General features: G+C 71.9%; 17 protein-coding genes. 11 read left to right on the plus strand and 6 right to left on the minus strand.

What is annotated here, in order from left to right; translation table 11 throughout:
* From ACPCK6_RS07680 to pknB, 6 genes are read left to right on the plus strand one after another with little or no spacing between them, the layout of a single operon-like run.
* Window positions 1-486 carry an FHA domain-containing protein FhaB/FipA gene (locus tag ACPCK6_RS07680; RefSeq protein WP_128138039.1) on the plus strand — a complete coding sequence of 162 codons (486 nt, stop codon included), beginning with the start codon at window positions 1-3 and terminating at the stop codon, window positions 484-486.
* The gene (locus tag ACPCK6_RS07685; protein ID WP_396881755.1) at window positions 483-1919 is read left to right on the plus strand and encodes a PP2C family protein-serine/threonine phosphatase; all 1437 of its coding nucleotides are present in this window, start codon (window positions 483-485) and stop codon (window positions 1917-1919) included. The genes ACPCK6_RS07680 and ACPCK6_RS07685 overlap by 4 nt, the downstream gene beginning before the upstream one ends.
* 28 nt (window positions 1920-1947) lie before the next feature.
* Window positions 1948-3441, plus strand: coding sequence for an FtsW/RodA/SpoVE family cell cycle protein (locus ACPCK6_RS07690; RefSeq protein ID WP_396881754.1), 1494 nt, complete (start codon window positions 1948-1950; stop codon window positions 3439-3441).
* The gene (locus ACPCK6_RS07695) at window positions 3438-4946 is read left to right on the plus strand and encodes a peptidoglycan D,D-transpeptidase FtsI family protein (protein WP_396881753.1); all 1509 of its coding nucleotides are present in this window, start codon (window positions 3438-3440) and stop codon (window positions 4944-4946) included. The genes ACPCK6_RS07690 and ACPCK6_RS07695 overlap by 4 nt, the downstream gene beginning before the upstream one ends.
* A 1-nt stretch (window position 4947) precedes the next feature.
* The gene (locus ACPCK6_RS07700; protein ID WP_396881752.1) at window positions 4948-6330 is read left to right on the plus strand and encodes a serine/threonine-protein kinase; all 1383 of its coding nucleotides are present in this window, start codon (window positions 4948-4950) and stop codon (window positions 6328-6330) included.
* Window positions 6327-8165, plus strand: a complete 1839-nt coding sequence (gene pknB / locus ACPCK6_RS07705) for a Stk1 family PASTA domain-containing Ser/Thr kinase (protein WP_396881751.1) — start codon at window positions 6327-6329, stop codon at window positions 8163-8165. Before ACPCK6_RS07700 ends, pknB begins: the two co-directional genes overlap by 4 nt.
* Window positions 8166-8368: 203 nt before the next feature.
* Here the strand turns inward: pknB and ACPCK6_RS07710 are convergent, their stop codons facing one another.
* The 4 genes from ACPCK6_RS07710 to ACPCK6_RS07725 are packed head-to-tail and all read right to left on the minus strand — an operon-like array spanning window position 8369 to window position 11735.
* Window positions 8369-9019 carry an aminodeoxychorismate/anthranilate synthase component II gene (locus ACPCK6_RS07710; RefSeq protein ID WP_423480729.1) on the minus strand — a complete coding sequence of 217 codons (651 nt, stop codon included), beginning with the start codon at window positions 9017-9019 and terminating at the stop codon, window positions 8369-8371.
* Window positions 9020-9024: 5 nt separating this feature from the next.
* Complete coding sequence (locus tag ACPCK6_RS07715) at window positions 9025-9297, minus strand: hypothetical protein (RefSeq protein WP_396881749.1); 273 nt, start codon at window positions 9295-9297, stop codon at window positions 9025-9027.
* Between the two features lie 3 nt (window positions 9298-9300).
* Entirely contained in the window at window positions 9301-10932 is a 1632-nt protein-coding gene (locus ACPCK6_RS07720; protein ID WP_423480730.1) for a class E sortase, read from the minus strand.
* Window positions 10929-11735: a DUF881 domain-containing protein gene (locus ACPCK6_RS07725; RefSeq protein WP_194800222.1), complete on the minus strand. Its 807-nt coding sequence runs from the start codon at window positions 11733-11735 to the stop codon at window positions 10929-10931. The genes ACPCK6_RS07720 and ACPCK6_RS07725 overlap by 4 nt, the downstream gene beginning before the upstream one ends.
* Window positions 11736-11965: 230 nt before the next feature.
* Here ACPCK6_RS07725 and ACPCK6_RS07730 point away from each other — a divergent pair, with 230 nt between their 5' ends.
* Together ACPCK6_RS07730 and ACPCK6_RS07735 are read left to right on the plus strand one after the other, a co-directional pair.
* Entirely contained in the window at window positions 11966-12229 is a 264-nt protein-coding gene (locus ACPCK6_RS07730) for a cell division protein CrgA (protein WP_135242661.1), read from the plus strand.
* Between the two features lie 180 nt (window positions 12230-12409).
* Entirely contained in the window at window positions 12410-14608 is a 2199-nt protein-coding gene (locus tag ACPCK6_RS07735) for a (Fe-S)-binding protein (RefSeq protein ID WP_423480731.1), read from the plus strand.
* A 66-nt stretch (window positions 14609-14674) separates the two neighbouring features.
* Here ACPCK6_RS07735 and ACPCK6_RS07740 read toward each other — a convergent pair whose 3' ends face one another.
* Complete coding sequence (locus ACPCK6_RS07740; RefSeq protein ID WP_423480732.1) at window positions 14675-15352, minus strand: GOLPH3/VPS74 family protein; 678 nt, start codon at window positions 15350-15352, stop codon at window positions 14675-14677.
* Between the two features lie 82 nt (window positions 15353-15434).
* On the opposite strand from ACPCK6_RS07740, the gene ACPCK6_RS07745 reads away from it, so the two are divergent.
* The 3 genes from ACPCK6_RS07745 to ACPCK6_RS07755 all read left to right on the plus strand — a co-directional run bounded on the left by ACPCK6_RS07745 (window position 15435) and on the right by ACPCK6_RS07755 (window position 18920).
* Entirely contained in the window at window positions 15435-16742 is a 1308-nt protein-coding gene (locus tag ACPCK6_RS07745; RefSeq protein WP_396881743.1) for a hemolysin family protein, read from the plus strand.
* Window positions 16735-17739: a hemolysin family protein gene (locus tag ACPCK6_RS07750; protein WP_396881742.1), complete on the plus strand. Its 1005-nt coding sequence runs from the start codon at window positions 16735-16737 to the stop codon at window positions 17737-17739. The genes ACPCK6_RS07745 and ACPCK6_RS07750 overlap by 8 nt, the downstream gene beginning before the upstream one ends.
* 170 nt (window positions 17740-17909) lie before the next feature.
* The gene (locus ACPCK6_RS07755) at window positions 17910-18920 is read left to right on the plus strand and encodes a C40 family peptidase (protein WP_194800218.1); all 1011 of its coding nucleotides are present in this window, start codon (window positions 17910-17912) and stop codon (window positions 18918-18920) included.
* Between the two features lie 65 nt (window positions 18921-18985).
* Here ACPCK6_RS07755 and ACPCK6_RS07760 read toward each other — a convergent pair.
* On the minus strand, window positions 18986-20417 hold a 1432-nt coding region (locus ACPCK6_RS07760; protein WP_423480733.1), incomplete at its 5' end, for an N-acetylmuramoyl-L-alanine amidase.

Below are 20417 nucleotides of genomic sequence, written 5' to 3' on the forward strand. Positions count from 1 at the left end.
TTGCCGGAACTGGTCATCACCGTCGCCCGGTTCGGGTTCCTCATCCTGCTGTGGATCTTCGTGTTCACGGTGGTCGGCGTGATCCGCCGGGACCTCTTCGCCGGTGCCCGGTCGGGCAAGCTGGTGGCCGCGCCGCGGGGGATCGGCGCGTCGACCGGGCAGCCGGGGAAGCCGGCGAAGGCCAAGCGCGGTCGGGCCGCCCACCAGTTGGTGGTCACCGCCGGTCAGCTCGCCGGCACCCGGATCACGCTCGGAGAGGCCCAGATCACCATCGGCCGGGCGGAGGACTCGACCCTGGTGATCACCGACGACTACGCCTCGGCGCGACACGCCCGGCTGGTGCCCCGCGACGGGCAGTGGTACGTCGAGGACCTCGGATCGACTAACGGCACCTATCTCGATCGCGCTAAGGTCACCGGACCAACCCCCGTCCCCCTCGGCGTGCCGATCCGGATCGGCCGCACTTCCCTCGAATTACGGCCATGACTCTGACCCTGCGCTACGCGGCCCACAGCGACCGCGGTCTGATCCGAGACGGCAATCAGGATTCCGTCTACGCCGGACCGCGGCTGCTCGCCGTGGCCGACGGCATGGGCGGCATGGCCGCCGGTGACGTCGCCAGCAACATCGTCATCGGTGCCATGGCGCCGCTCGACGAGGACGTCCCCGGTGACGCCCTGGTCGACGCGCTGCGCTCCGCCGTGGGCACCGCCAACCAGCAGCTCCGCGACACCGTGGACGCCAACCCGCAGCTGGAGGGGATGGGCACGACGCTCACCGCGACCCTCTTCTCCGGCAGCAAGCTCGGCATGGTCCACATCGGTGACTCCCGGGCCTATCTCCTGCGCAACGGCGAGTTCGCGCAGATCACCAAGGACGACACGTACGTCCAGATGCTTGTCGACGAGGGCCGGATCAGCGCGGAGGAGGCGAGCAGCCACCCCCAGCGCTCGCTGCTCACCCGCGCGCTCGACGGCCGCGACATCGACCCGGAGTACAGCGTCCGCCAGGTGCTTCCCGGCGACCGCTACCTGATCTGCTCCGACGGGCTCTCCGGCGTGGTCAGCGCGGAGACCATCGCGGACACCATGCGGGAGTACCCCGACCCGCAGCGGTGCGTGGAACGCCTGGTGCAGCTCGCGCTGCGCGGCGGCGGCCCGGACAACATCACGGTGATCATCGCCGACGCCACCGACCAGGACATCGTCGAGGCGTCCCCGATCGTCGGCGGCGCCGCCGCCCGCGACCGGGGCATGGCGACCTCGGCCGACGACTCCACCCCGGCGGCCCGCGCCTCGGCGCTGTCCGCCCCCCGGCCGCCCGCGCCGGAGGAGCCGGCGGACAACCGCGACGACGAGCCGGAGCGTCGCCGTCGCCGGCCGCTGCGTACCGTCGCCATGGTGCTGGCGCTCGCGGTGATCGTCGGCGGTGGCGGGTTCGGCGGGTGGACGTACACCCAGCGGCAGTTCTACGTCGGCGCCACCGACGACGGTCAGCTGGCCGTCTTCCGCGGGGTGCCCGGCCAGGTCGCCGGACTGGACCTGTCGAACGTGCACGAGCGCAGCGAGTCCCGGCTCGACGACCTCACCCTCGCCGCCCAGGAGCGGGTGAAGCAGGGCATCCAGGCCCGCAACGAGCCGGACGCGGAGCGCCGGCTGGCGGAGCTGACCAGCGACGACCCGGCGAACCCGAACCTCAAGCCGCTCTGCCCGCCCGACCCGTCGCCCGGTGCGACCAGCCCGAGCCCGGCAGCGGGCGGGCTGAACCCGCAGGTCAGCGGCAGTCCCGCACCGTCCGTTCCGCCGACCGGCTCACCGAGCCCCGGCGCGTCGACGCCGCTGACGACCATCACGCCCGACGCCGTACCCTCCGACACCGTTCCGCCGGCCGACCCGGCGGGTTGCCGGTCGCCGGAGTGAGTGCCGGCTCGATCCCGAGGACGTATCCGTGACCGCAGCCGCCGTACCGGCCGCCTCGCCCGCTTCGACGGGCGAGCAGTCCGGCGTACGCCTGGCCCGGTCCCGGCGCAACGCCGAGCTGTCCCTGCTCCTGCTCGCCATGGTGCTCGTGGCGGCGTACGCGGCGATGGTCGAGGCGAAGGCGCTGGACACGATCACGCCCGACTTCTGGATCCCGGCGGCTGCGCTGGGGCTGGTCTTCCTCGGCCTGCACCTGGTGATCCGCTGGCTGGCGCCGTACGCCGATCCGGCGCTGTTGCCAGCGGTGGCGCTGCTCAACGGCATCGGGGTCGGCTTCCTGCGGCGATACGACCTGGCCAAGGCCACGCCCGCCGAGCGGGAGGACCTGGCCGTCTTCGCCGGCACCGGCGGCCGGCAGCTCGCCTGGACGCTGGCCGCCGTGGTGCTGGCGGCCGGGCTGCTGGCGATCCTGCGGGACCACCGGTCGTTGTCCCGGTACGCGTACACGCTGGGCCTGGCCGGCATCGTGCTGGTGATGATCCCGGCGTTGCTGCCGTCGCGGTTCTCCGAGATCAACGGCGCCAAGCTCTGGATCATCGTGCCCGGCCTGGGGCAGATCCAGCCGGGCGAGTTCGCCAAGCTGACCCTGCTGACGTTCTTCGCCTACTACCTGGTGCGCAAGCGCGAGGTGCTCTCGCTCGCGAGCCGGCGGGTGCTGGGCATCGACTTCCCGCGCGGACGCGACCTCGGCCCGGTGCTCGTGGTGTGGCTGGTCAGCCTCCTGGTCCTGATCTTCGAGAAGGACCTGGGCACCTCGCTGCTCTACTTCGGCATGTTCGTGGTGACGCTCTACATCGCCACCGAGCGGGTGAGCTGGTTGCTCATCGGTCTGATCCTGTTCTTCGGCGGCGCCTATCTGGCATACGTGCTGGGCAGCACCGTGGGCGGCCCGTTCGCGAACTTCTACGACCGGGCGCAGATCTGGCTGGACCCGTTCGCCGAGCCGTACGACAGGGGTTACCAGCTGGTGCAGGGCCTGCTGACGCTCGGCACCGGCGGCCTGTTCGGGGCCGGGCCGGGCGGCGGCCAGCCGGCGCTGCTGCCCGAGGTGCAGACCGACTTCATCTTCGCCGGCATCGGTGAGGAGATCGGCCTGTTCGGTCTCTCCGCGCTGCTGGTGATCTACCTGCTGATCGTGGAGCGGGGCCTGCGGGCCGCGCTGGCGGTGCGGGACTCGTTCGGCAAGCTGCTCGCCGGTGGCCTGGCGTTCACGCTGGGCCTGCAGGTCTTCGTGATCGTCGGCGGTATCAGCAAGCTCATCCCGCTGACCGGTCAGACCACCCCGTTCCTGTCCGCCGGTGGCTCCTCGCTGATGGCGAACTGGCTGCTGATCGCGCTGCTGCTGCGGGTCTCCGACGGCGCCCGCCGCCCGGTGACCGGCGGCGGTGGCCCGGCCGCCCGGCCCGCCGGTGGTCCGCCCGAGCAGTTGCACGGCGCCCAGACGGAGGTGATCCGGCCGTGAACGCCCCCCTGCGCCGCGTCGGCGTGGTCGTGATGGTCCTGTTCGGGCTCCTGTTCGCGAACCTGAACTGGATCCAGGCCTACAAGGCCGACGAGTACCGCAACAGCGATTACAACGGCCGGGTCCAGGTCGCCGAGTACGACCGCAAGCGCGGCAACATCGAGGTCGGCGGCACCGCGTACGCGGTCAGCAAGGAGACCGGCGGTGAGCTGAAGTACCAGCGCACCTACCCGGGCGGGGCGATGTACGCGCACGTGCTCGGCTGGAAGCCGGTGAACGGCAGCGCGAGCGGCATCGAGCGGGTGGAGAACGACTTCCTGGCCGGCACCAGCGACGCGCTCATCGCCAGCCGGATCAAGGACATGTTCACCGGGGACGAGACCGGCGGTGGCAACGTGCTGCTGACGCTCTCCAAGGGTGCTCAGCAGACGGCGTTCAAGCAGTTGAACGACAACCAGGTCGGCGCGACGAAGGGCGCGGCCATCGCGATCGACCCGCGTACCGGCGCGGTGCAGGCGCTGGTGTCCATGCCGAGCTTCGACCCGAACCCGCTGGCGAGCCACGACAGCACCGAGGCGGACCGGGCGTACAACGCGTTGGAGAAGGACAAGGATCGGCCGCTGGCGAACCGGGCGCTGTCCGAGACGCTGCCGCCGGGCTCCACCTTCAAGATCATCATGGCGGCGGCGGCACTGGAGAACGGCGTCGGGCAGCAGACCCGCATCCCGGCCGGCTCCAGCTACACAGCGCCCGGCGCGGGCCAGCCGATCCGCAACGCGGCGCCGTCGATCTGCCCCGAGTCGCAGGTCACGCTGCGGGAGGCGGTGACCGAGTCCTGCAACACCGGCTTCGCCCAGCTCGGCGTACGCCTCGGCGCGGACAAGGTCAAGGAGAAGGCCAAGCAGTTCGGCTTCGAGCAGGAGGACCTCACCGTCGGCCAGCTCGGCGAGGGCGGCCTGCCGGTGGCGGCCAGCCGCACCGGCGACATGCAGAACCCGGACGGAAGCACCGACCAGGCCGCGCTGGCGCAGTCGTCGATCGGCCAGAACAACGTGCGGATGACCCCGTTGCAGGGCGCGATGATCGCCGCCGCGGTGGCCAACAAGGACGGCAAGCAGATGCGTCCCTACCTGGTCAAGCAGCTGCTCGGGCCGGACCGCACCACCGTCTACGACGCCGCCCAGCCGCGCGAGCTGCGCCGTCCGGTCAGCGGCCAGGTCGCCGCCGACCTGCGCGACATGATGCAGAACGTGGTGAAGGAGGGCACCGGCCGCCGGGCCGCCATCGACGGCTACGTCGTCGGCGGCAAGACCGGTACAGCCCAGTCCGGCCCGAACACCCCGGACCACGGCTGGTTCATCGGCTTCGCGCTGGACAAGGACGGCACGCCGCTCTCCGCGGTCTGCGTCGAGCTGGAGCAGGCGGGCAACGGCGGCAGCGCCGAGGCGGCCCGCATCGCCGGCCGGATCATGGCGGCGGCGATCGCCGACTCCGGGAGGCGCTGACGTGCTCGGTCCGGGAGTGAAGCTCGGCAACCGCTACCGCCTCGACGAGCGGATCGCCAGCGGTGGCATGGGTGACGTGTGGCGCGGCACCGACCAGGTGCTGGGCCGTACCGTCGCGGTCAAGAGCCTGCTCCCGGCGCTGCTGGACGAACCGGGCTTCGCCGAGCGGTTCCGCGGCGAGGCCCGGACCATGGCCACCATCAACCACCCCGGCGTGGTCGACGTCTACGACTTCGGCAGCGACCAGCACATCGCGTTCCTGGTGATGGAGTACGTCGAGGGCGACGCGCTCTCCGCCACGCTCAGCCGCGTCGGCCGGCTGACCCCGGCGCGCACGATGGCGCTGCTGGCGCAGGCCGCCGACGCGTTGCACGCGGCGCACGAGAAGGGCATCGTGCACCGCGACGTGAAGCCCGGCAACCTGCTGGTCCGGCCGAACGGCACGCTCGTGCTCACCGACTTCGGCATCGCCCGCTCGGACCTGGTCGGCCAGCTCACCGCCGCCGGTTCGGTGCTCGGCACCGCCTCGTACATCTCGCCGGAGCAGGCCACCGGCGCTGTCGCCACACCCGCCTCGGACGTCTACGCGCTGGGCGTGGTCGCGTACCAGTGCCTGGCCGGCCGCCGCCCGTTCGAAGGGGACAACCCCCTCGAGATCGCCATGAAGCACGTGCGGGACACTCCGCGGGCGCTTCCGCCCGACATCCCGCCGCAGGTCCGGGCGATCGTGGAGCGGGCCATGGCGAAGGACCCGGCCGCCCGCTGGCCGAGCGCCGCCGCGCTGGCGAGCATCGCCCGGCAGGCCAAGCTCGCGCTCTCCCAGGCGGCCCGCGTCGGGCACCCGATCTCCGGCGTACCCGCCTCACCCGCCGCACCGGTCGCGCGGGCGCAGGTGCCGACCGCCGCGCCGCGTCCGCAGCCGCCGGCCGCCGTCCCGCACCCGCAGCCCCGGCCGCCCGTGTCCCCGGCGCGCCCGCCGGTCATGCCGCGCCCGGCAGTGGTCGCCCACCCCGCCCCGCAGCCCCGTCCGCCGGTGGCGCCGCGCGGCGCGGCCCCCGTCCCGCAGCCGCGCCCCATGCCTCAGCACAACCCCCTGGGGTACGCGCGACCGCCCGCCGCCGCCCCGCCCCGGCGCTCCCGGTCCGGGCTGTGGACGACGGCGATCGTGGTGGCCGTGCTGGTCATCCTCTGCTCGGGCGTGATTTCGTTCCTGTACCGGAAATACGGTGATACCGCAGCCGCTCCGGCGAGTGTGAGCGTGACCTCCGGCGCGGTGCGGGCGTACGGAGGCGACTATCCGGCCCGCACGTCGTACCGTCGTGAGGTACGCCTCCTGCCGGCCGGCGGCGGTACGACGACGAGCGAAGGACGAGAGACGCGATGACAGCGCAGGCCCGCCTGCTCGGTGGCAGGTATCAGGTCGGCGAGCTGCTGGGCTACGGCGGCATGGCCGAGGTGCACCGCGGCCGTGACCTCCGGCTCGGCCGGGATGTCGCGATCAAGATGCTCCGTGCCGATCTGGCCCGGGACGCCACCTTCCAGATGCGGTTCCGCCGTGAGGCGCAGAACGCCGCCTCCCTCAACCACCCGGCCATCGTCGCCGTCTACGACACCGGTGAGGAGACCGGCCCCACGGGCGAGACCCTGCCGTTCATCGTGATGGAGTTCGTGAACGGCCGGACCCTCAAGGAGGTCCTCGGCGTCGAGGGGCGGCTCCAGCCGCGCCGGGCGCTGGAGATCTGCGCCGACATGTGCGCGGCGCTGGAGTTCAGCCACCGGCACGGGATCATCCACCGGGACATCAAGCCCGGAAACGTGATGCTCACCCAGACCGGCCAGGTCAAGGTGATGGACTTCGGCATCGCCCGGGCGCTCGCCAGCGGCGCCACCACGATGACGCAGACCAGCGCGGTCATCGGCACCGCGCAATACCTCTCCCCCGAGCAGGCGCGCGGCGAGGCGGTCGACGCCCGCTCCGACGTCTACGCGGCCGGCTGCGTGCTGTTCGAACTGCTCTGCGGCCACCCGCCGTTCGTCGGGGACAGCCCGGTCAGCGTCGCGTACCAGCACGTGCGGGAACAGCCGCCGACGCCGAGCACGATCAACCCGGACGTCAACCCCGCCGTCGACGCCATCGTGCTCAAGGCGCTGTCGAAGAACCCGCTCAACCGCTACCAGAGCGCCGGCGAGATGCGGGCGGACCTGCTCCGCGCCGCCGCCGGGCGGCCTGTGCTCGCCACCCCGGTGATGCCGGCCGACGAGACCATGCCGATGGGCGCCGCCGCGGGCGGCGGGTACCACCAGGCGCAGCAGACCCAGATGATGGGCCCGCAGACCCGCCAGCAGCCGGTGGCGCGGGTGGGTGACCCGGGCAAGCGCAAGAGTTCGTCCTGGGTCATCGCCGCGTTCGCCGCGCTCGGTGTGCTCGCGGTGATCGCGCTCGGCACGGCGCTCTGGCTCAACCAGGCCGGCAACGAGAAGGTGTCGGTGCCGCAGTTGGTGGGCCGTTCGCAGGCCGAGGCGCAGGCGGCGCTCACCCAGGCCGGGCTGCGGTTCACCACGGGTGATCCGGTGCAGAACACCACGTGCGAGAAGGGCTCGGTGGTCGACCAGAGCCCGTCGTTCGGCCAGCGGGTGGAGAAGGACACCGAGGTCACCGTCAACGTCTGCACCGGCCCGGGCCAGGTCACCATCCCCACCAACCTGAAGGGCGGCACGTTCGACGCCGCGAAGGACCGTCTGACCGAACTCGGGCTGACCCCGGTGCGCGAGACCGTCAACAGCAGCCTGCCGAAGGACCAGGTCGTCGACGTCTCGCCGAAGGAAGGCAGCGCGGTCGCCGAGGGCAGCAAGGTGACGCTCAAGGTCTCCCTGGGCAACGTCAGCGAGGTGCCGAACGTCCGCGGCTACACCGAGGACCAGGCGAAGCAGCGCCTCAAGGAGGCCGGCTACGAGGTCCGGGTCCAGGAGGGCGACGAGGTCGACCCGGCCGAGGCGGGCAAGGTGAGCAGCCAGTCGCCGTCCGCCGGGACCAGCCTGGCCAAGGGCGAGCGGGTGACCATCCGGGTCGACGTGCCGCGCGAGGAGGAGTCCACCAGCCCGACGCCGAGTGGCAGCCCCAGCACGTCGCCAAGCACGCCGGGCAACGGTGGCGGCGGCAACGGCGGCGGCAGTGGCTTCCCGTTCCCGCCGGTGACCCCGACCCGTACTGACCGCTGACCTTCACCTGACCGACCGACGCGGCGGCGTCCCCGATCCCGGGGCCGCCGCCGCGCCGCATCTCCGCCCCCCACCCTCCCGTCGATCATGAAGTTAGCGGCACTGGGCGTCCGATTTGTCCCCGACAACTTCATGATCGACCGAGAGGGGGACGGGCGGGACCGCGCGGGGGTGGGGCGGGGGTGGGGCGGGAAGCGCGGGGGTCAGGCTGGGGAGAAGGCGGCTCGGCGGCGGGCGTCGACCTCGGCGGCCAGCTCCGGGGCGCGCTCCAGCGCCGCCGGGAAGCCGCAGGCGGCAAGCCAGTTCGCCAGCATCAGGTGACCGCCCTCGGTCAGCACCGACTCCGGGTGGAACTGCACGCCCTCGATCGGCAGCGTGCGGTGCCGCATCGCCATCACCACACCGGAAGCGGTCCGGCCGGTGACCTCCAGCTCGTCGGGGAGCGTCTCGGGCAGCACGGCCAGCGAGTGGTAGCGGGTGGCGGTGAACGGGTCGGGCAGGCCGGCGAGCACGCCCACGCCGTCGTGGCGTACCTCCGAGGTCTTGCCGTGCAGCAGTTCCGGCGCGCGGGCGACTGTCGCGCCGAACGCCTCGCCGATCGCCTGGTGGCCGAGGCAGACGCCGAAGATCGGGAGCTTGCCGGCGTACTCGCGGATCACGTCCAGGCAGATGCCGGCCCGGTCCGGGCTGCCCGGACCGGGCGACAGCAGGACACCGGCGGCACCGGTCCGGCCCACCTCGGCGACGTCGATCTCGTCGTTGCGCCGCACCTCGCAGTCGGCCCCGAGCTGGCCGAGATACTGCACGAGGTTGAAGACGAACGAGTCGTAGTTGTCGATCACCAGTACGCGCATCGCTGTCACCTGTTCGGGGTGGGGGGTGGGGCGTTGTTCGTCTCGGTGCTGTACGGCAGCTCCTCCTCGCCGGGCAGGCCGGTCGGTTCGGTGATGCCACCGTCACCCGGTACGCCGGATTCCTGCGTGACCTGCACGTCGTCGAAGGGCAGCAGCGGTTCGGCCCACGGGAAGACCACGAACCAGAGCAGCGCGACAGTGGCGGTGGCCAGCACCAGCGAGCCGAACAGCTTGCCGGGCAGCCCGAACGGCAGTTTGCGCCAGATCCACGAGTACACGGCTCACGCCTCCAACTCGGCCGGGCGGCCCGCCGACTTGGCCTGCGTGTGGTCCAGCCGGGCGTGGATGATCAACCGCTGGTAGTTGTCGAACTTCGGGTTGCAGGTGGTGAGCGTCAGCAGCTTCTCGGTGGGCTTCTGACCCGGCTTGCCGGGCACCGGCGCGACCACCTCCACCTGGGACGGCTTCACGATCCGCTGCTGGTATACCCGGTAGACGAGCCACTCCGTCTTGGTCTCGACCACTATCGCGTCGCCGGTCTTCATCTCGTCCAGCCGCCAGAACGTCGAGCGGATCCGGTGGCCGGCGACGGAGAAGTTGCCCACCTCGCCGGGCATGGCACTGTCCGGGTAGCGGCCCGGCGCGTACCGGATGTCCTCCGGGCTGACCCCCTCGACCACCACCCAGTGCTTGTCGAACTTGGGGATGTAGAGGCCGGCGACCGGCCTGCCCTCCGCCGGTGGCTTCGGCTTCACCGTCGGCCCGGTGGTCGGGCCGACGGTCGGGTCCGCCGCCGCGTCCCACTCCTGGGCGAGCTGGCTGTTCAGGTCGTTCTGGTGGGCCTCGACGATGACCGCCTTGCCCCAGATCTCGTACCCGGCGAACAGGAGCACCACCAGCCCGAAGGTGATCAGCAGTTCGCCGGTGCCCCGCACGACGCTGCGCAGCCGGGAGCCGACGGTGGGGCGGGTCAGCTCGGAGTAGACGCTGCGGTATCCGTCGCCGGTCTGCTCGGGCCGCAGTTGCACCACCCGCTCGCCGCGCCGGGGGCGGGGCGGCTCGGCGGGCGGTTCGGCGCCGCCGTCGTCACCGTTGTCGGGGGGCGGGGGCACCGCGCCCATCAGCCCGGTGGCGTCCAGGTGAGGGTCCGCGGGCGGGCGGGTGACGGCGGGCAGCACCGCCGTGGCTCCGCTGTCGGCCGGAGGGTTCCGGTCCGCGCCGGTCGGCCCACCGAGAGGGGGTACGCCGGGCGGCCGTCCCTCACCCCCCGCCGGTCGGCGACCGTCCTCCGGCGGGCGTCCGCCGGCCTCCCACGGGCGGATGCCCGCCTGCGGTGGCTGTCCACCGCGGCCACCACGCTCGGGCGGGATCGCCCCACCTGTGGAACGGCGGACGGCGTTCTGCTGCCCTGCCGGTCCGTACCCGTCCGGTCGCAAGGGGCGCTCGCCCGGCCGGTGTGGGACGTCGCCGGGCGCGGCGGGGCGCATCCCGGGGGCGGGACCATCCCGGAGCGCCGCTCCGTGGGGCGCGGGGCCGTGGTGTCCGGGGCCGTGGTGCGACGGGCCGGCCGGGTGGGGCGTACCCCTGGGGGGAAGCTCGCTCGCCGGCGGGCGGAACCGGGGGTCGGCCTCGGGGCGGGGGGCGCTCGCCGGTTGATGCGCCTGACCGCCCGGCCACGGCGGCGGGGCGGTCCGTGGCGGGCCGGAAGGCGGTTGACCGGTCCGTGGTGGGACGGGCGGCCGGGTGTCCCGGCCGTGTCGGGCCGGGGCGGTGTGGGCCGGTCCGGCGTCGGGCCAGGGCAGGTCGAGCGGCGGTGGCGACGCCGGGGCCGGACGCTCGACCCGGGGAAGGAACGCGGTGGGCTCCTCCCGGCGGTCGTGGCCGGCGCGTTCCCGGGGGTCGCCGCCGGTCACCGGGGCACCGTCGCCGACTGCAACGCGGTGGAGTCCTCGAACGCGGGCACGGTGACCGTGGAGACGCGCTCGGCGTACCCGAGTTGGTAGTGGTCGGCCACTTCCTTGAACACCCGCACTCCCTCAGAGGCGGCGAGCGCCCGCTGGAGTTCCGCGGGATCGCCGATTGCCACGATCTTGAAAGGAGGGGAGTAAACCCGGCCGTGCAGCAGCAGGGTGTTACCGACGCAGCGTACCGCGCTGGTGCTCAGCACGCGGACGTTCATGATTGACATGGCCTCCGCGCCGCCGGCCCAGAGCGCGTTGACGACCGCTTGGACGTCGCCCTGGTGCACCACCAGGTCGTCGTTGCTGGCGCCCTTCGGCAGCGGCTGGTCGGGCCGGCGGTCGGCGTCGTTCAGCTCGACAGTCACGCCGCTGCCGGTGAGCGCGGTGAATCCGGCGCCCTGCCGGCTCGCGGCGGCCCGGTCCCGCTCGGTCTTGATCGGCCCGTCGGCGCCGGCGAGCGCTTCGGTCTGCTCCTCCACCTCGGCGCGGAGCCGGGCGGCCTTCGCCTCGCTGGCGGCGACCTCCTCGCGGCGGTCCTCGATCAGCTGGGTGAGCTGGGGCCGGCGGTCCTCACGCAGGGAGGTGCCGCCCGCGGTGGTGGCGGTGGTGGTGAACAGCAGGCCGGCCGCGGCGGCGATCAGGGGCACGCCGACGGACCAGCCGGGGCGGCGCTGGCGTGCGCGCCGGGGCAGCAGGGCGGCTGCCGCGCGGCGGAGGACCTTCTGCCAGGAGGCGGCGCCGGACGTGTACTCCACCGGGCGTTCCCTTTCCCGTCGTCTCGTTCCGGCCCGCGCCGGTGCGAGACGACCTGCTCGACCCGGAAAGTCCGCTCTTTCCGGTTACTGAGTGCACCGGCCTGGCCCCATTCGTGGCCTGGACGGTCCGTCGGGACTACGCTAGCTGTCGAACATTATTGGCCATGGACCGTCGCCCTCGCGCCCGGTTGTCAGGCCGGACGAGGTCGTACCCCCCTCTGGAGAGCGTCGTGCCCAAGTCTCAGGTCCGCAAGAAGAAGGTGTACACCCCGCCGACGGACGTCCGTCCGACGGCGACGGCGTCGACGCGCAAGCCTAGCCCCATCTGGCTGCCCGCTACCGCGGTCGCGCTGATCGTGGTGGGCATCGGCTGGCTGGTGCTCTACTACCTCTCCGAGCAGGCGTACCCGGTCGCCAGCTGGGGTTACTGGAACCTCGCCGTGGGCTTCGGCGCGATGGTCTCGTCGCTGATCCTGCTCTCCCGCTGGCGCTGATCCGGCGCTGCCCCGCCCCGGCGTAGGTCACGCCACGCCGCCCCTGCACGGCGCTTCGGCGCCGGCCCACCTATGGTGTGCGCAGGGCGGCGTGGCCTGGTGCGAGAAGACTCACGTTACTGCTGGGTAACCTTGCGCGTAGGCTGCACGCACAAAGCAGCAGACCGGGAGGCCAACTCGATGGGCAGCGTCCAGATCGTCACCACGATCCTCGCGGCCGCCATCACCGCCGTTGCGGTGTGGCTTGCGGTGCGTGCGGTCATGAAGATGACCGCCGTCATCCGGCTCGGCCAGCCCGCGCCGGAGCGGTTCGGCGACAAGGGCGCGCGTACGAAGAAGATGCTGGTGGAGACCGCCGGTCACACCCGCATGCTCAAGTGGAGCGTGGTCGGCGCCGCCCACTGGTTCGTGATGGTCGGCTTCATCGTGCTGTCGCTGCTGGTGCTCGAGGCCTACTTCGAGGTGGTCTCCACCGGCGGCGGGCTGCCGATCATCGGGCACTGGACGATCTTCGGCCTGGTCACCGAGTGGATCGGCATCCTCGGCCTGGCCGGCATCCTGGTGCTGATGGCGATCCGGCTGCGCAACCGGCCGGGCCGCGCGGAGAACCGCTCCCGGTTCACCGGCTCGACCATGTGGCAGGGCTACTTCGTCGAGTGGGTCGTCCTGCTGGTCCTGATCTTCGGGTTCGTGATCCGCGGCTTCAAGGTCGCCACCGACCACTTCGAGTACCCGGTCTGGGCCGCCCCGCTCAGCCACGCGGTCGGCTCGGTCCTCCCGAACTGGGAGGCGGGCGTCAGCGTCGCCGCGCTCATCAAGATCGCCATCTCGATGACCTGGCTCATCGTGATCTCGCTGAACGTCACCATGGGCGTGGCCTGGCACCGCTTCCTGGCCTTCCCGAACATCTTCTTCAAGCGCGACCCGGAGAAGCCGGCCGGTTCCGGCCTGGGCCCGCTGCGCCCGATGACCAGCGAGGGCAAGCCGCTGGACTTCGAGGAGGCCGACCCGGAGAAGGACCAGTTCGGTGTCGCCCAGGTCGAGCAGTTCACCTGGAAGGGCCTGCTCGACTTCAGCACCTGCACCGAGTGCGGTCGCTGCCAGTCGCAGTGCCCCGCCTGGAACACCGGCAAGCCGCTGTCGCCGAAGCTGCTGGTGCTCAGCCTGCGTGACCACGCGTACGCGAAGGCGCCGTACCTGCTGGCCGGTGGCGGCAAGGACCTGACCGGCGAGGAGAAGGCCACGCAGGAGCAGTTGGCCGGCGTGGACGTGCTCGCGATGGCCGAGGCGGACCGGCCGCTGATCGGCACCGCCGAGGAGGGCGGCGTCATCGACCCGGACGTGCTCTGGTCCTGCACCACCTGCGGCGCCTGCGTCGAGCAGTGCCCGGTCGACATCGAGCACGTGGACCACATCGTCGACATGCGCCGCTACCAGGTGCTGATCGAGTCGAGCTTCCCGTCCGAGGCCGGCGTCATGCTGCGCAACCTGGAGAACAAGGGCAACCCGTGGGGCGCCCCGCAGAACACCCGCGAGGACTGGACAAAGGGCCTCGGGTTCGAGGTGCCGCGCGTCGGCGAGGTCGACGACTTCGAGTACCTGTTCTGGGTCGGCTGCGCCGGCGCGTTCGAGGACCGGGCCAAGAAGACCACCCGCGCGGTCGCCACGCTGCTCAACGAGGCGGGTGTCAAGTTCGCCATCCTCGGCGAGGGCGAGACCTGCTCCGGCGACCCGGCGCGGCGGATCGGCAACGAGTTCGTCTTCCAGATGCTCGCTCAGCAGAACGTCGAGACGCTGAACGAGGCGTTCGAGGGCCGCGAGAAGAGCAAGCGGAAGATCGTCGCCACCTGCCCGCACTGCTTCAACACCCTGGGCAACGAGTACGGCCAGCTCGGCGGCGAGTTCGAGGTCGTGCACCACACCCAGCTGCTGGCCCACCTGGTCAGCGCCGGCAAGCTCACCCCGGTCCAGCCGGTCGACGGCGGCGTGACCTACCACGACCCGTGCTACCTGGGCCGCCACAACCGGATCTTCGCCGCGCCGCGCGAGGTGCTCGGCGATTCGATCCAGGGCGAGCTGACCGAGATGCCGCGCAACAGCGAGCGCTCCTTCTGCTGCGGCGCCGGCGGCGCCCGGATGTGGATGGAGGAGAAGATCGGCAAGCGGATCAACGTGGACCGGGTCGAGGAGGCCATGTCCACCGGGGCGAAGACCATCGCGGTCGGCTGCCCGTTCTGCTCGACGATGCTCAACGACGGCGTGAACGGCAAGGGCGCGGGCGAGCAGGTCGAGGTCGTCGACGTGGCGAGCGTGCTGCTGCGCTCGGTCAAGCCCGAGGCCCCGGCCGGTGAGCCGGAGGTCGCGCCGGCCGCGAGCTGAGGCGTACCCCGGCAGGAGCCGGACCACGACGGCGGCGGCACCCGTGCGGTGCCGCCGCCGTCGCGTTCAGCTGGTCGTGGTGGTCATGATGGCGGCGCTCGTCCCGGCGGTCATCGCGATCATCAGCGCGGCCTGCATCTCCTCGATCGCCTTCTTGGTGGCGGCAGACGCCCAGTCGCCCGCCGCGATCTCCTCGATCCGGGCCTTGACCCGCTCCTTCGGCAGCTCGCGGAAGATCTTGCGGTCCAGGCCGACCGCGCGGGTCAGCGTGAGCAGCGCGGCGGTCCGGGCGTCGACCGGGCCGTCGGTGGTGAGCGCCGTCGTCATCCGTTGCCGGGCCGCGGTCTCCACCGCCGGCTCCGCGCCGGTCGGCGAGGGATAGCGGGTACGCGGGAAGACCAGCAGCACCCGGTCGGACTCCCGGCGCAGCACCCCGGCGTCGACGAGCCCGCCGAGCACCCGGTCCGGCAGGCCCTTGGCGAGCTTGCCGATCCAGTCCTTCGGCTTGCGGGGGCGGCCGGACCCGACAGTCGCCAGCGCCTCGTCCAGCAGCGGTACGCCGGTCGGGGCGGGATCGGTCACCGTGAGTCGCTTGTCCGTCACGTCCACCCGCCCGGCCAGGGCCAGTTCCAGCAGCACCGCCCCGGCGAGGCCGTAGCCGAGGTGCGGACTGCCGAGGCGGTTGGCGCCGTCGTCGTCGTACGCGAGCAGGACCAGTTCGTCGGTGAGCAGCAGACCGTCCATGCGCACCACGCTACGGGGGGTCCACCATCGGCGTCCGCGTGCCACAATCACGCGCATCGACGGCCTTCTGCTTCTGACGCTGTTGCCACTGGTCGGTTTCGTGCTGCTGACCGCCGGCAACGCCTTCTTCGTCGCGGCCGAGTTCGCCCTGGTCACCGTCGACCGGGCGGAGATCGACAGGCGGGCCGACGAGGGCGACGGCCGGGCCGCCACGGTACGCCGCGCGCTGCGCGAACTGTCCTTCCAGCTCTCCGGGGCGCAGCTCGGCATCACGCTCACCGCGTTGCTCACCGGCTACCTGGCCGAGCCCGCCCTGGCCCGGATCTTCGCGCCGCTGCTGCGCCCGCTCGGCGGCGCGGAACGCTTCTCCGGCCTGCTCGCGCTGGCTCTCGCCACGCTCATCTCGATGCTGTTCGGCGAGCTGGTGCCGAAGAACCTCGCGCTGGCCCGCCCGATGCCGGCGGCGCTCGCCACGGCAGCGCCGATGCGGGCCTTCTCCCGCACCTTCGGCTGGCTGATCCGGCTGCTGAACGAGTCAGCGAACCGGCTGGTGCGCCGTCTCGGTGTGGAGCCGCAGGAGGAACTGGCGAGCGCCCGTTCCCCGGAGGAACTGGGCCTGCTCGCCGCGATCTCGGCCCGGGCCGGCGCGCTGCCGCCGGACACCGCGATGCTGCTGCGCCGCACCATCCGTTTCGGCGACAAGCGGGCCGCCGAGGCGATGACGCCCCGGGTCGACGTCACCGCGTTGCGTGCCACCACGACCGTGGCCGAGCTGCTGGAGGCGTCCCGGCGGACCGGCCGTACCCGGTTCCCGGTCTACGAGGAGACGCTCGACCTGGTCACCGGCGTCGCCGGGGTGCCGGACGCGCTGGGCGTGCCGCTGGCCCGCCGCGCGGCCACCACTGTCGCCGCCGTGGCCCGGGAACCGGTGTACGTCCCGGAGAGCCTGAACCTGAACGGCGTGCTGGCCGCGCTCAAGGCCGCCGGGGCCGACCTGGCGATCGTGGTGGACGAGTACGGCGGCACCGACGGCGTGGTGACCGTGGAGGATCTGGTCGAGGAACTGGTGGGCGAGATCGCCGACGAGTTCGACCCGGACGCGGTGGACGGCTTCGGGCCGGTGGAGCTGACAGTGCCCGGCGGCGAGCGCACCGTCCTGACCGACGGTGTGCTGCGCGCCGACGAGCTGGTGGAGCAGACCGGGTTCCGGCTGCCCGACGGGCCGTACGAGACGCTCGGCGGGTTCCTCATGGCGCGGCTCGGCCACATCCCGGTGCCGGGCGAGACGGTCGACGAGGCCGGGTACGAGTTCACCGTGGTGGAGGTCGACCGGCACCGGATCGAGCAGGTGCGGGTGGTACGCCCCGAGGAGCCAGACGACGGTGCCTGAACTACTCGTCGCGGTCGGGTTGCTGCTCGGTAACGCGTTCTTCGTGGGCAGCGAGTTCGCGCTGATCGCCTCCCGCCGTACGGTCATCGAACCGCTGGCGGCGACGTCGAAGCGGGCGCGGCTGGCGCTGGCGGCGATGAACCAGATCCCGCTGATGATCGCCGGGGCGCAGCTCGGCATCACCGTCTGCTCGCTGGGCCTCGGCGCGATCGCCGAGCCGGCGCTGGCGCACCTGCTGGAGCCGGCGTTCGCCGCGCTGGGGCTGCCCGTCTCGGCGGTGCACCCGGTGTCGTTCGTCATCGCGCTCGCGGTGGTGGTGTTCCTGCACACCGTGGTCGGCGAGATGGTGCCGAAGAACATCACGCTGGCCGGGCCGGAGCCGTCGGCGCTCTGGCTCGGCCCGGCCATGCTGGCGTTCTGCCTGGCCACCAAGCCACTGCTGCTGGCCATGAAGTGGGCGTCCCGGCAGGTGTTGCGGTGGTGGCGGGTGGAGGCGACAGACGCGGTGAAGACCGTGTTCACCGCCGAGGAACTGGCCGGGCTGGTCTCCCAGGCGCGTACCGAGGGGTTGCTGGACGCCGAGGAGCACGCCCGGATCACCGGCGCGCTGGCCCTGCACAGCCGTACCGCGGCGGACGCGCTGCAACCCTGGTCCACTGTCACCACGGTGGCCGAGGACGTCTCACCGGCGTCGCTGGAGGTGCTGGCGACCCGTACCGGCCGGTCCCGCTTCCCGGTGGTGCAGCGGGCCACCCGCCGGGTGCTCGGTTTCGTGCACGTCAAGGACGTGCTCGGGTACGCCGGGGCGAGCCGCCGGGCACCGGTGCCGGCCGAGATCTACCGACCGCTGGCGGTGGTGCCGCCGGACCGTACGCTCGCCGATCTGTTGCTCGCGATGCGCCGCGAACGCCGCCACATGGTGCTGGTCAGCGACGGACGCCGGCCGATGGGTGTGGTGACACTCGACGACGTATTGACAGCCATCGTCGGGAGATGAATTGAATACCCTTGGTGTGCAACCGATTGCGGATACGTGATTGAACAAACGGTCGCCTTGATTCCATCGGACGCCTTCCCTAATGTGGGGCACCGACCGCTGTGGGTCGTCTGCCTCGACCTTCCCTCTCGCGAGGCGCCCGGCGGTCGGTTGCAAAGGAGTCCGTGCCGGTGGCAACCACGCCCCCTCAACGTCACGCCCCGAGCGCTCCACCCGGCCGGCGGGCCGGGTTCCGACGGGTGGTACACGGTCTGGTCACCCTGGTCGCGGCCGCCGCGGTCGGCGCCGGAATGCTGACGGCCCCGGCGCACGCGGCGCCGTCGGTGGACGAGATCGACGCGCAGATCGACAAGCAGTGGCAGCAGCTCGAACCCACCATCGAGCAGTTCAACAAGGTCCGCTCGCAGCTTCGCGCCAACCAGAAGAAGTCCAAGGCGCTGAAGGACAAGATGGTGCCGCTGGAGCTGGCCTCCACGCTCGCCATGAACAAGGTCGGCGACATCGCGGCCCGGTACTACATCCAGGGCCCGTCGCAGGAGCTGGGCGCGCTGCTGGTGAACACCAAGCCGGGCACGCTGGCCGAGCAGCTGGTCATGCTGGACCGGATCGCCGACGACCAGCGCCGCCAGATCGCCGGTGTGCTCAAGGTGCGCGACGAGTACAACAGGCAGAAGGAGAAGCTCGACGCGCTGATCGCGCTGGAGATCAAGCAGCAGAACGATCTCGCGGCGAAGAAGAAGCAGATCGACTCGGAGATCAAGCGGCTGACCGCCATGCTCCCGGTGACCTCGATCCGCCCGGCGGGCTGCCCGAAGATCGACGGTGTGGTGAGCAGCGCCGCGCGGACCGCCATCAAGACGGCGTGCGCCCAGGTCGGCGACCCGTACGTGTGGGGCGCCACCGGCCCGAACTCGTTCGACTGCTCCGGCCTCACCCAGTACGCGTACAAGGCGGCGGGCATCTCGCTGACCCACTTCACCGGCGCGCAGTGGAACGAGGGCCGCAAGGTGTCCCGCTCCGAGGCGAGACCGGGTGACCTGGTGTTCTTCGGTTCCGACCTGCACCATGTCGGGCTCTATCTCGGCAACGGGGTGATGGTGCACGCGCCACGGACCGGCAAACCGGTCCAGGTGTCGAGCATCAGCACCCAGCCGCTCGCCGGCTTCGTCCGGGTCGCCTGACCCCTGTCACACGGAAAGGCCCCCGGTCCGCAGGGACCGGGGGCCTTCGCGTTCTCGTGGGAAGGTCAGCGTGGCGTGCCGACCGGGGACGGCAGGACCAGCACGTCGTCCAGGTTCACGAACATGATCCGGTGACCGAACTGGACCTGCACGTAGCGGTTCTTGCCGCGGACCACGGTCCGGTCACCCGGGGCCGAACCGTCGAACGAGACCGCCCGGTAGTACTCGCCGGGCAGCACCCCGCCGACCGCGTACCGCTGGCCGGCGGCGAACGTGTACTGCAGCGGCGAGATGGTCTGGTACGGGATGGTGTCCGGGTAGGCGGCCTGCTCCGGGTAGGCCCGCCCGTACACCGGGATGGTGGCCTTGCCGGGCCGCGGGGTCACCACGAAGCCGGTGGCCCACTTGGCGGTCGGCGCGGACGCCGGGTTGAGGAACCACGCCTTCTGGCCGAGGTACCAGATCGCCGTCCAGTCACCCTGCCGGCCGGCGAGCGCGTACGTCTGACCGGCGGAGGCGCGGGCGCCGTGGTCGGAGATGTACATGGTGTCCGGCGTACCGTCCGGGCGCAGCCCGAGGTCGTTGACGAGGGGGGCGTCCGGGCTTGGCGCGGTCCGCAGGATCACCGCGGAGGAACCGCGCGACGGGCACGGCTCGGCCGGCGGCCGGGGCGTCGGGACACCGGGCGGCTGCTGGTTGCAGCCGGTGAACGCCGGCCGGTTGGTGGCGAAGTCCGGGTCGATGGTGACCAGGCCGGTACGCGGCGTGCCGGTGCTGCGGAACGGCGCCTTCATCAGGTCGAAGTAGTGCGACCAGTCCCAGTACGGTCCTGGGTCCCAGTGCATGCCGCCCACGTTGGCGGCGGTGATGCCGGGCACGTTGTCGTGGCCGATGATGTGCTGCCGGTCCATCGGGATGCCGAGCTTCAGTGCCAGGTGCCGCACCAGCTTGGCCGAGGTGCGGTACATCGCCTCGGTGTACCAGGTGCCCTGACCGGCGAAGCCCTCGTGCTCCAGGCCGATGGACTTGGCGTTGACGTACCAGTTGCCGGCGTGCCAGCCGACGTCCTTGGTCTTGATGTGCTGGGCGATGTAGCCGTCCACCGAGCGCAGCGTGTAGTGCCAGCCCAGGTAGTCGGCCCGCTTCACCAGGTCGACGCTCGGGCCGAAGTAGCCCTCGGTGTCGTGGATGACGATGTACTCGATCTTCTGCTGCTTCGGCCGGTCGGCCAGGTCGTGGTTGCCGTAGTCGCCCGGGTCGTCGCTGAGCTGCTCGTACGGCGCGGGGATCCACTCGCAGGCCAGCCGCACCGGGCACTCCAGCCCGTCCGGCCGCTCGGCGTTGCGCAGGCCGAGACGGGCCAGCCGGGAACGGTCCGGCGTCGCGGCGGTGGCGGCGAGCGTGACCCGCTGGCCGTCGTCGGTGGTGCGGCTGGCGCCCTGGCCGAGCTGGTCGTAGACCTCGTCGGCGAAGGCCGCCGCGGCGTCGGAGGTGTCC

The organism is Micromonospora sp. AB353, from assembly GCF_049538395.1.
Classification (GTDB): Bacteria; Actinomycetota; Actinomycetes; order Mycobacteriales; family Micromonosporaceae; genus Micromonospora; species Micromonospora aurantiaca.

What these genes read in the sequence shown, in the direction of transcription:
- ACPCK6_RS07685 (WP_396881755.1), top strand. Translation starts at nt 483, where the DNA reads ATGACTCTGACCCTGCGCTACGCGGCCCACAGCGACCGCGGTCTGATC.
- pknB (WP_396881751.1), top strand. Translation starts at nt 6,327, where the DNA reads ATGACAGCGCAGGCCCGCCTGCTCGGTGGCAGGTATCAGGTCGGCGAG.
- ACPCK6_RS07740 (WP_423480732.1), bottom strand. Translation starts at nt 15,352, where the DNA reads ATGGACGGTCTGCTGCTCACCGACGAACTGGTCCTGCTCGCGTACGAC.
- ACPCK6_RS07735 (WP_423480731.1), top strand. Translation starts at nt 12,410, where the DNA reads ATGGGCAGCGTCCAGATCGTCACCACGATCCTCGCGGCCGCCATCACC.
- ACPCK6_RS07710 (WP_423480729.1), bottom strand. Translation starts at nt 9,019, where the DNA reads ATGCGCGTACTGGTGATCGACAACTACGACTCGTTCGTCTTCAACCTC.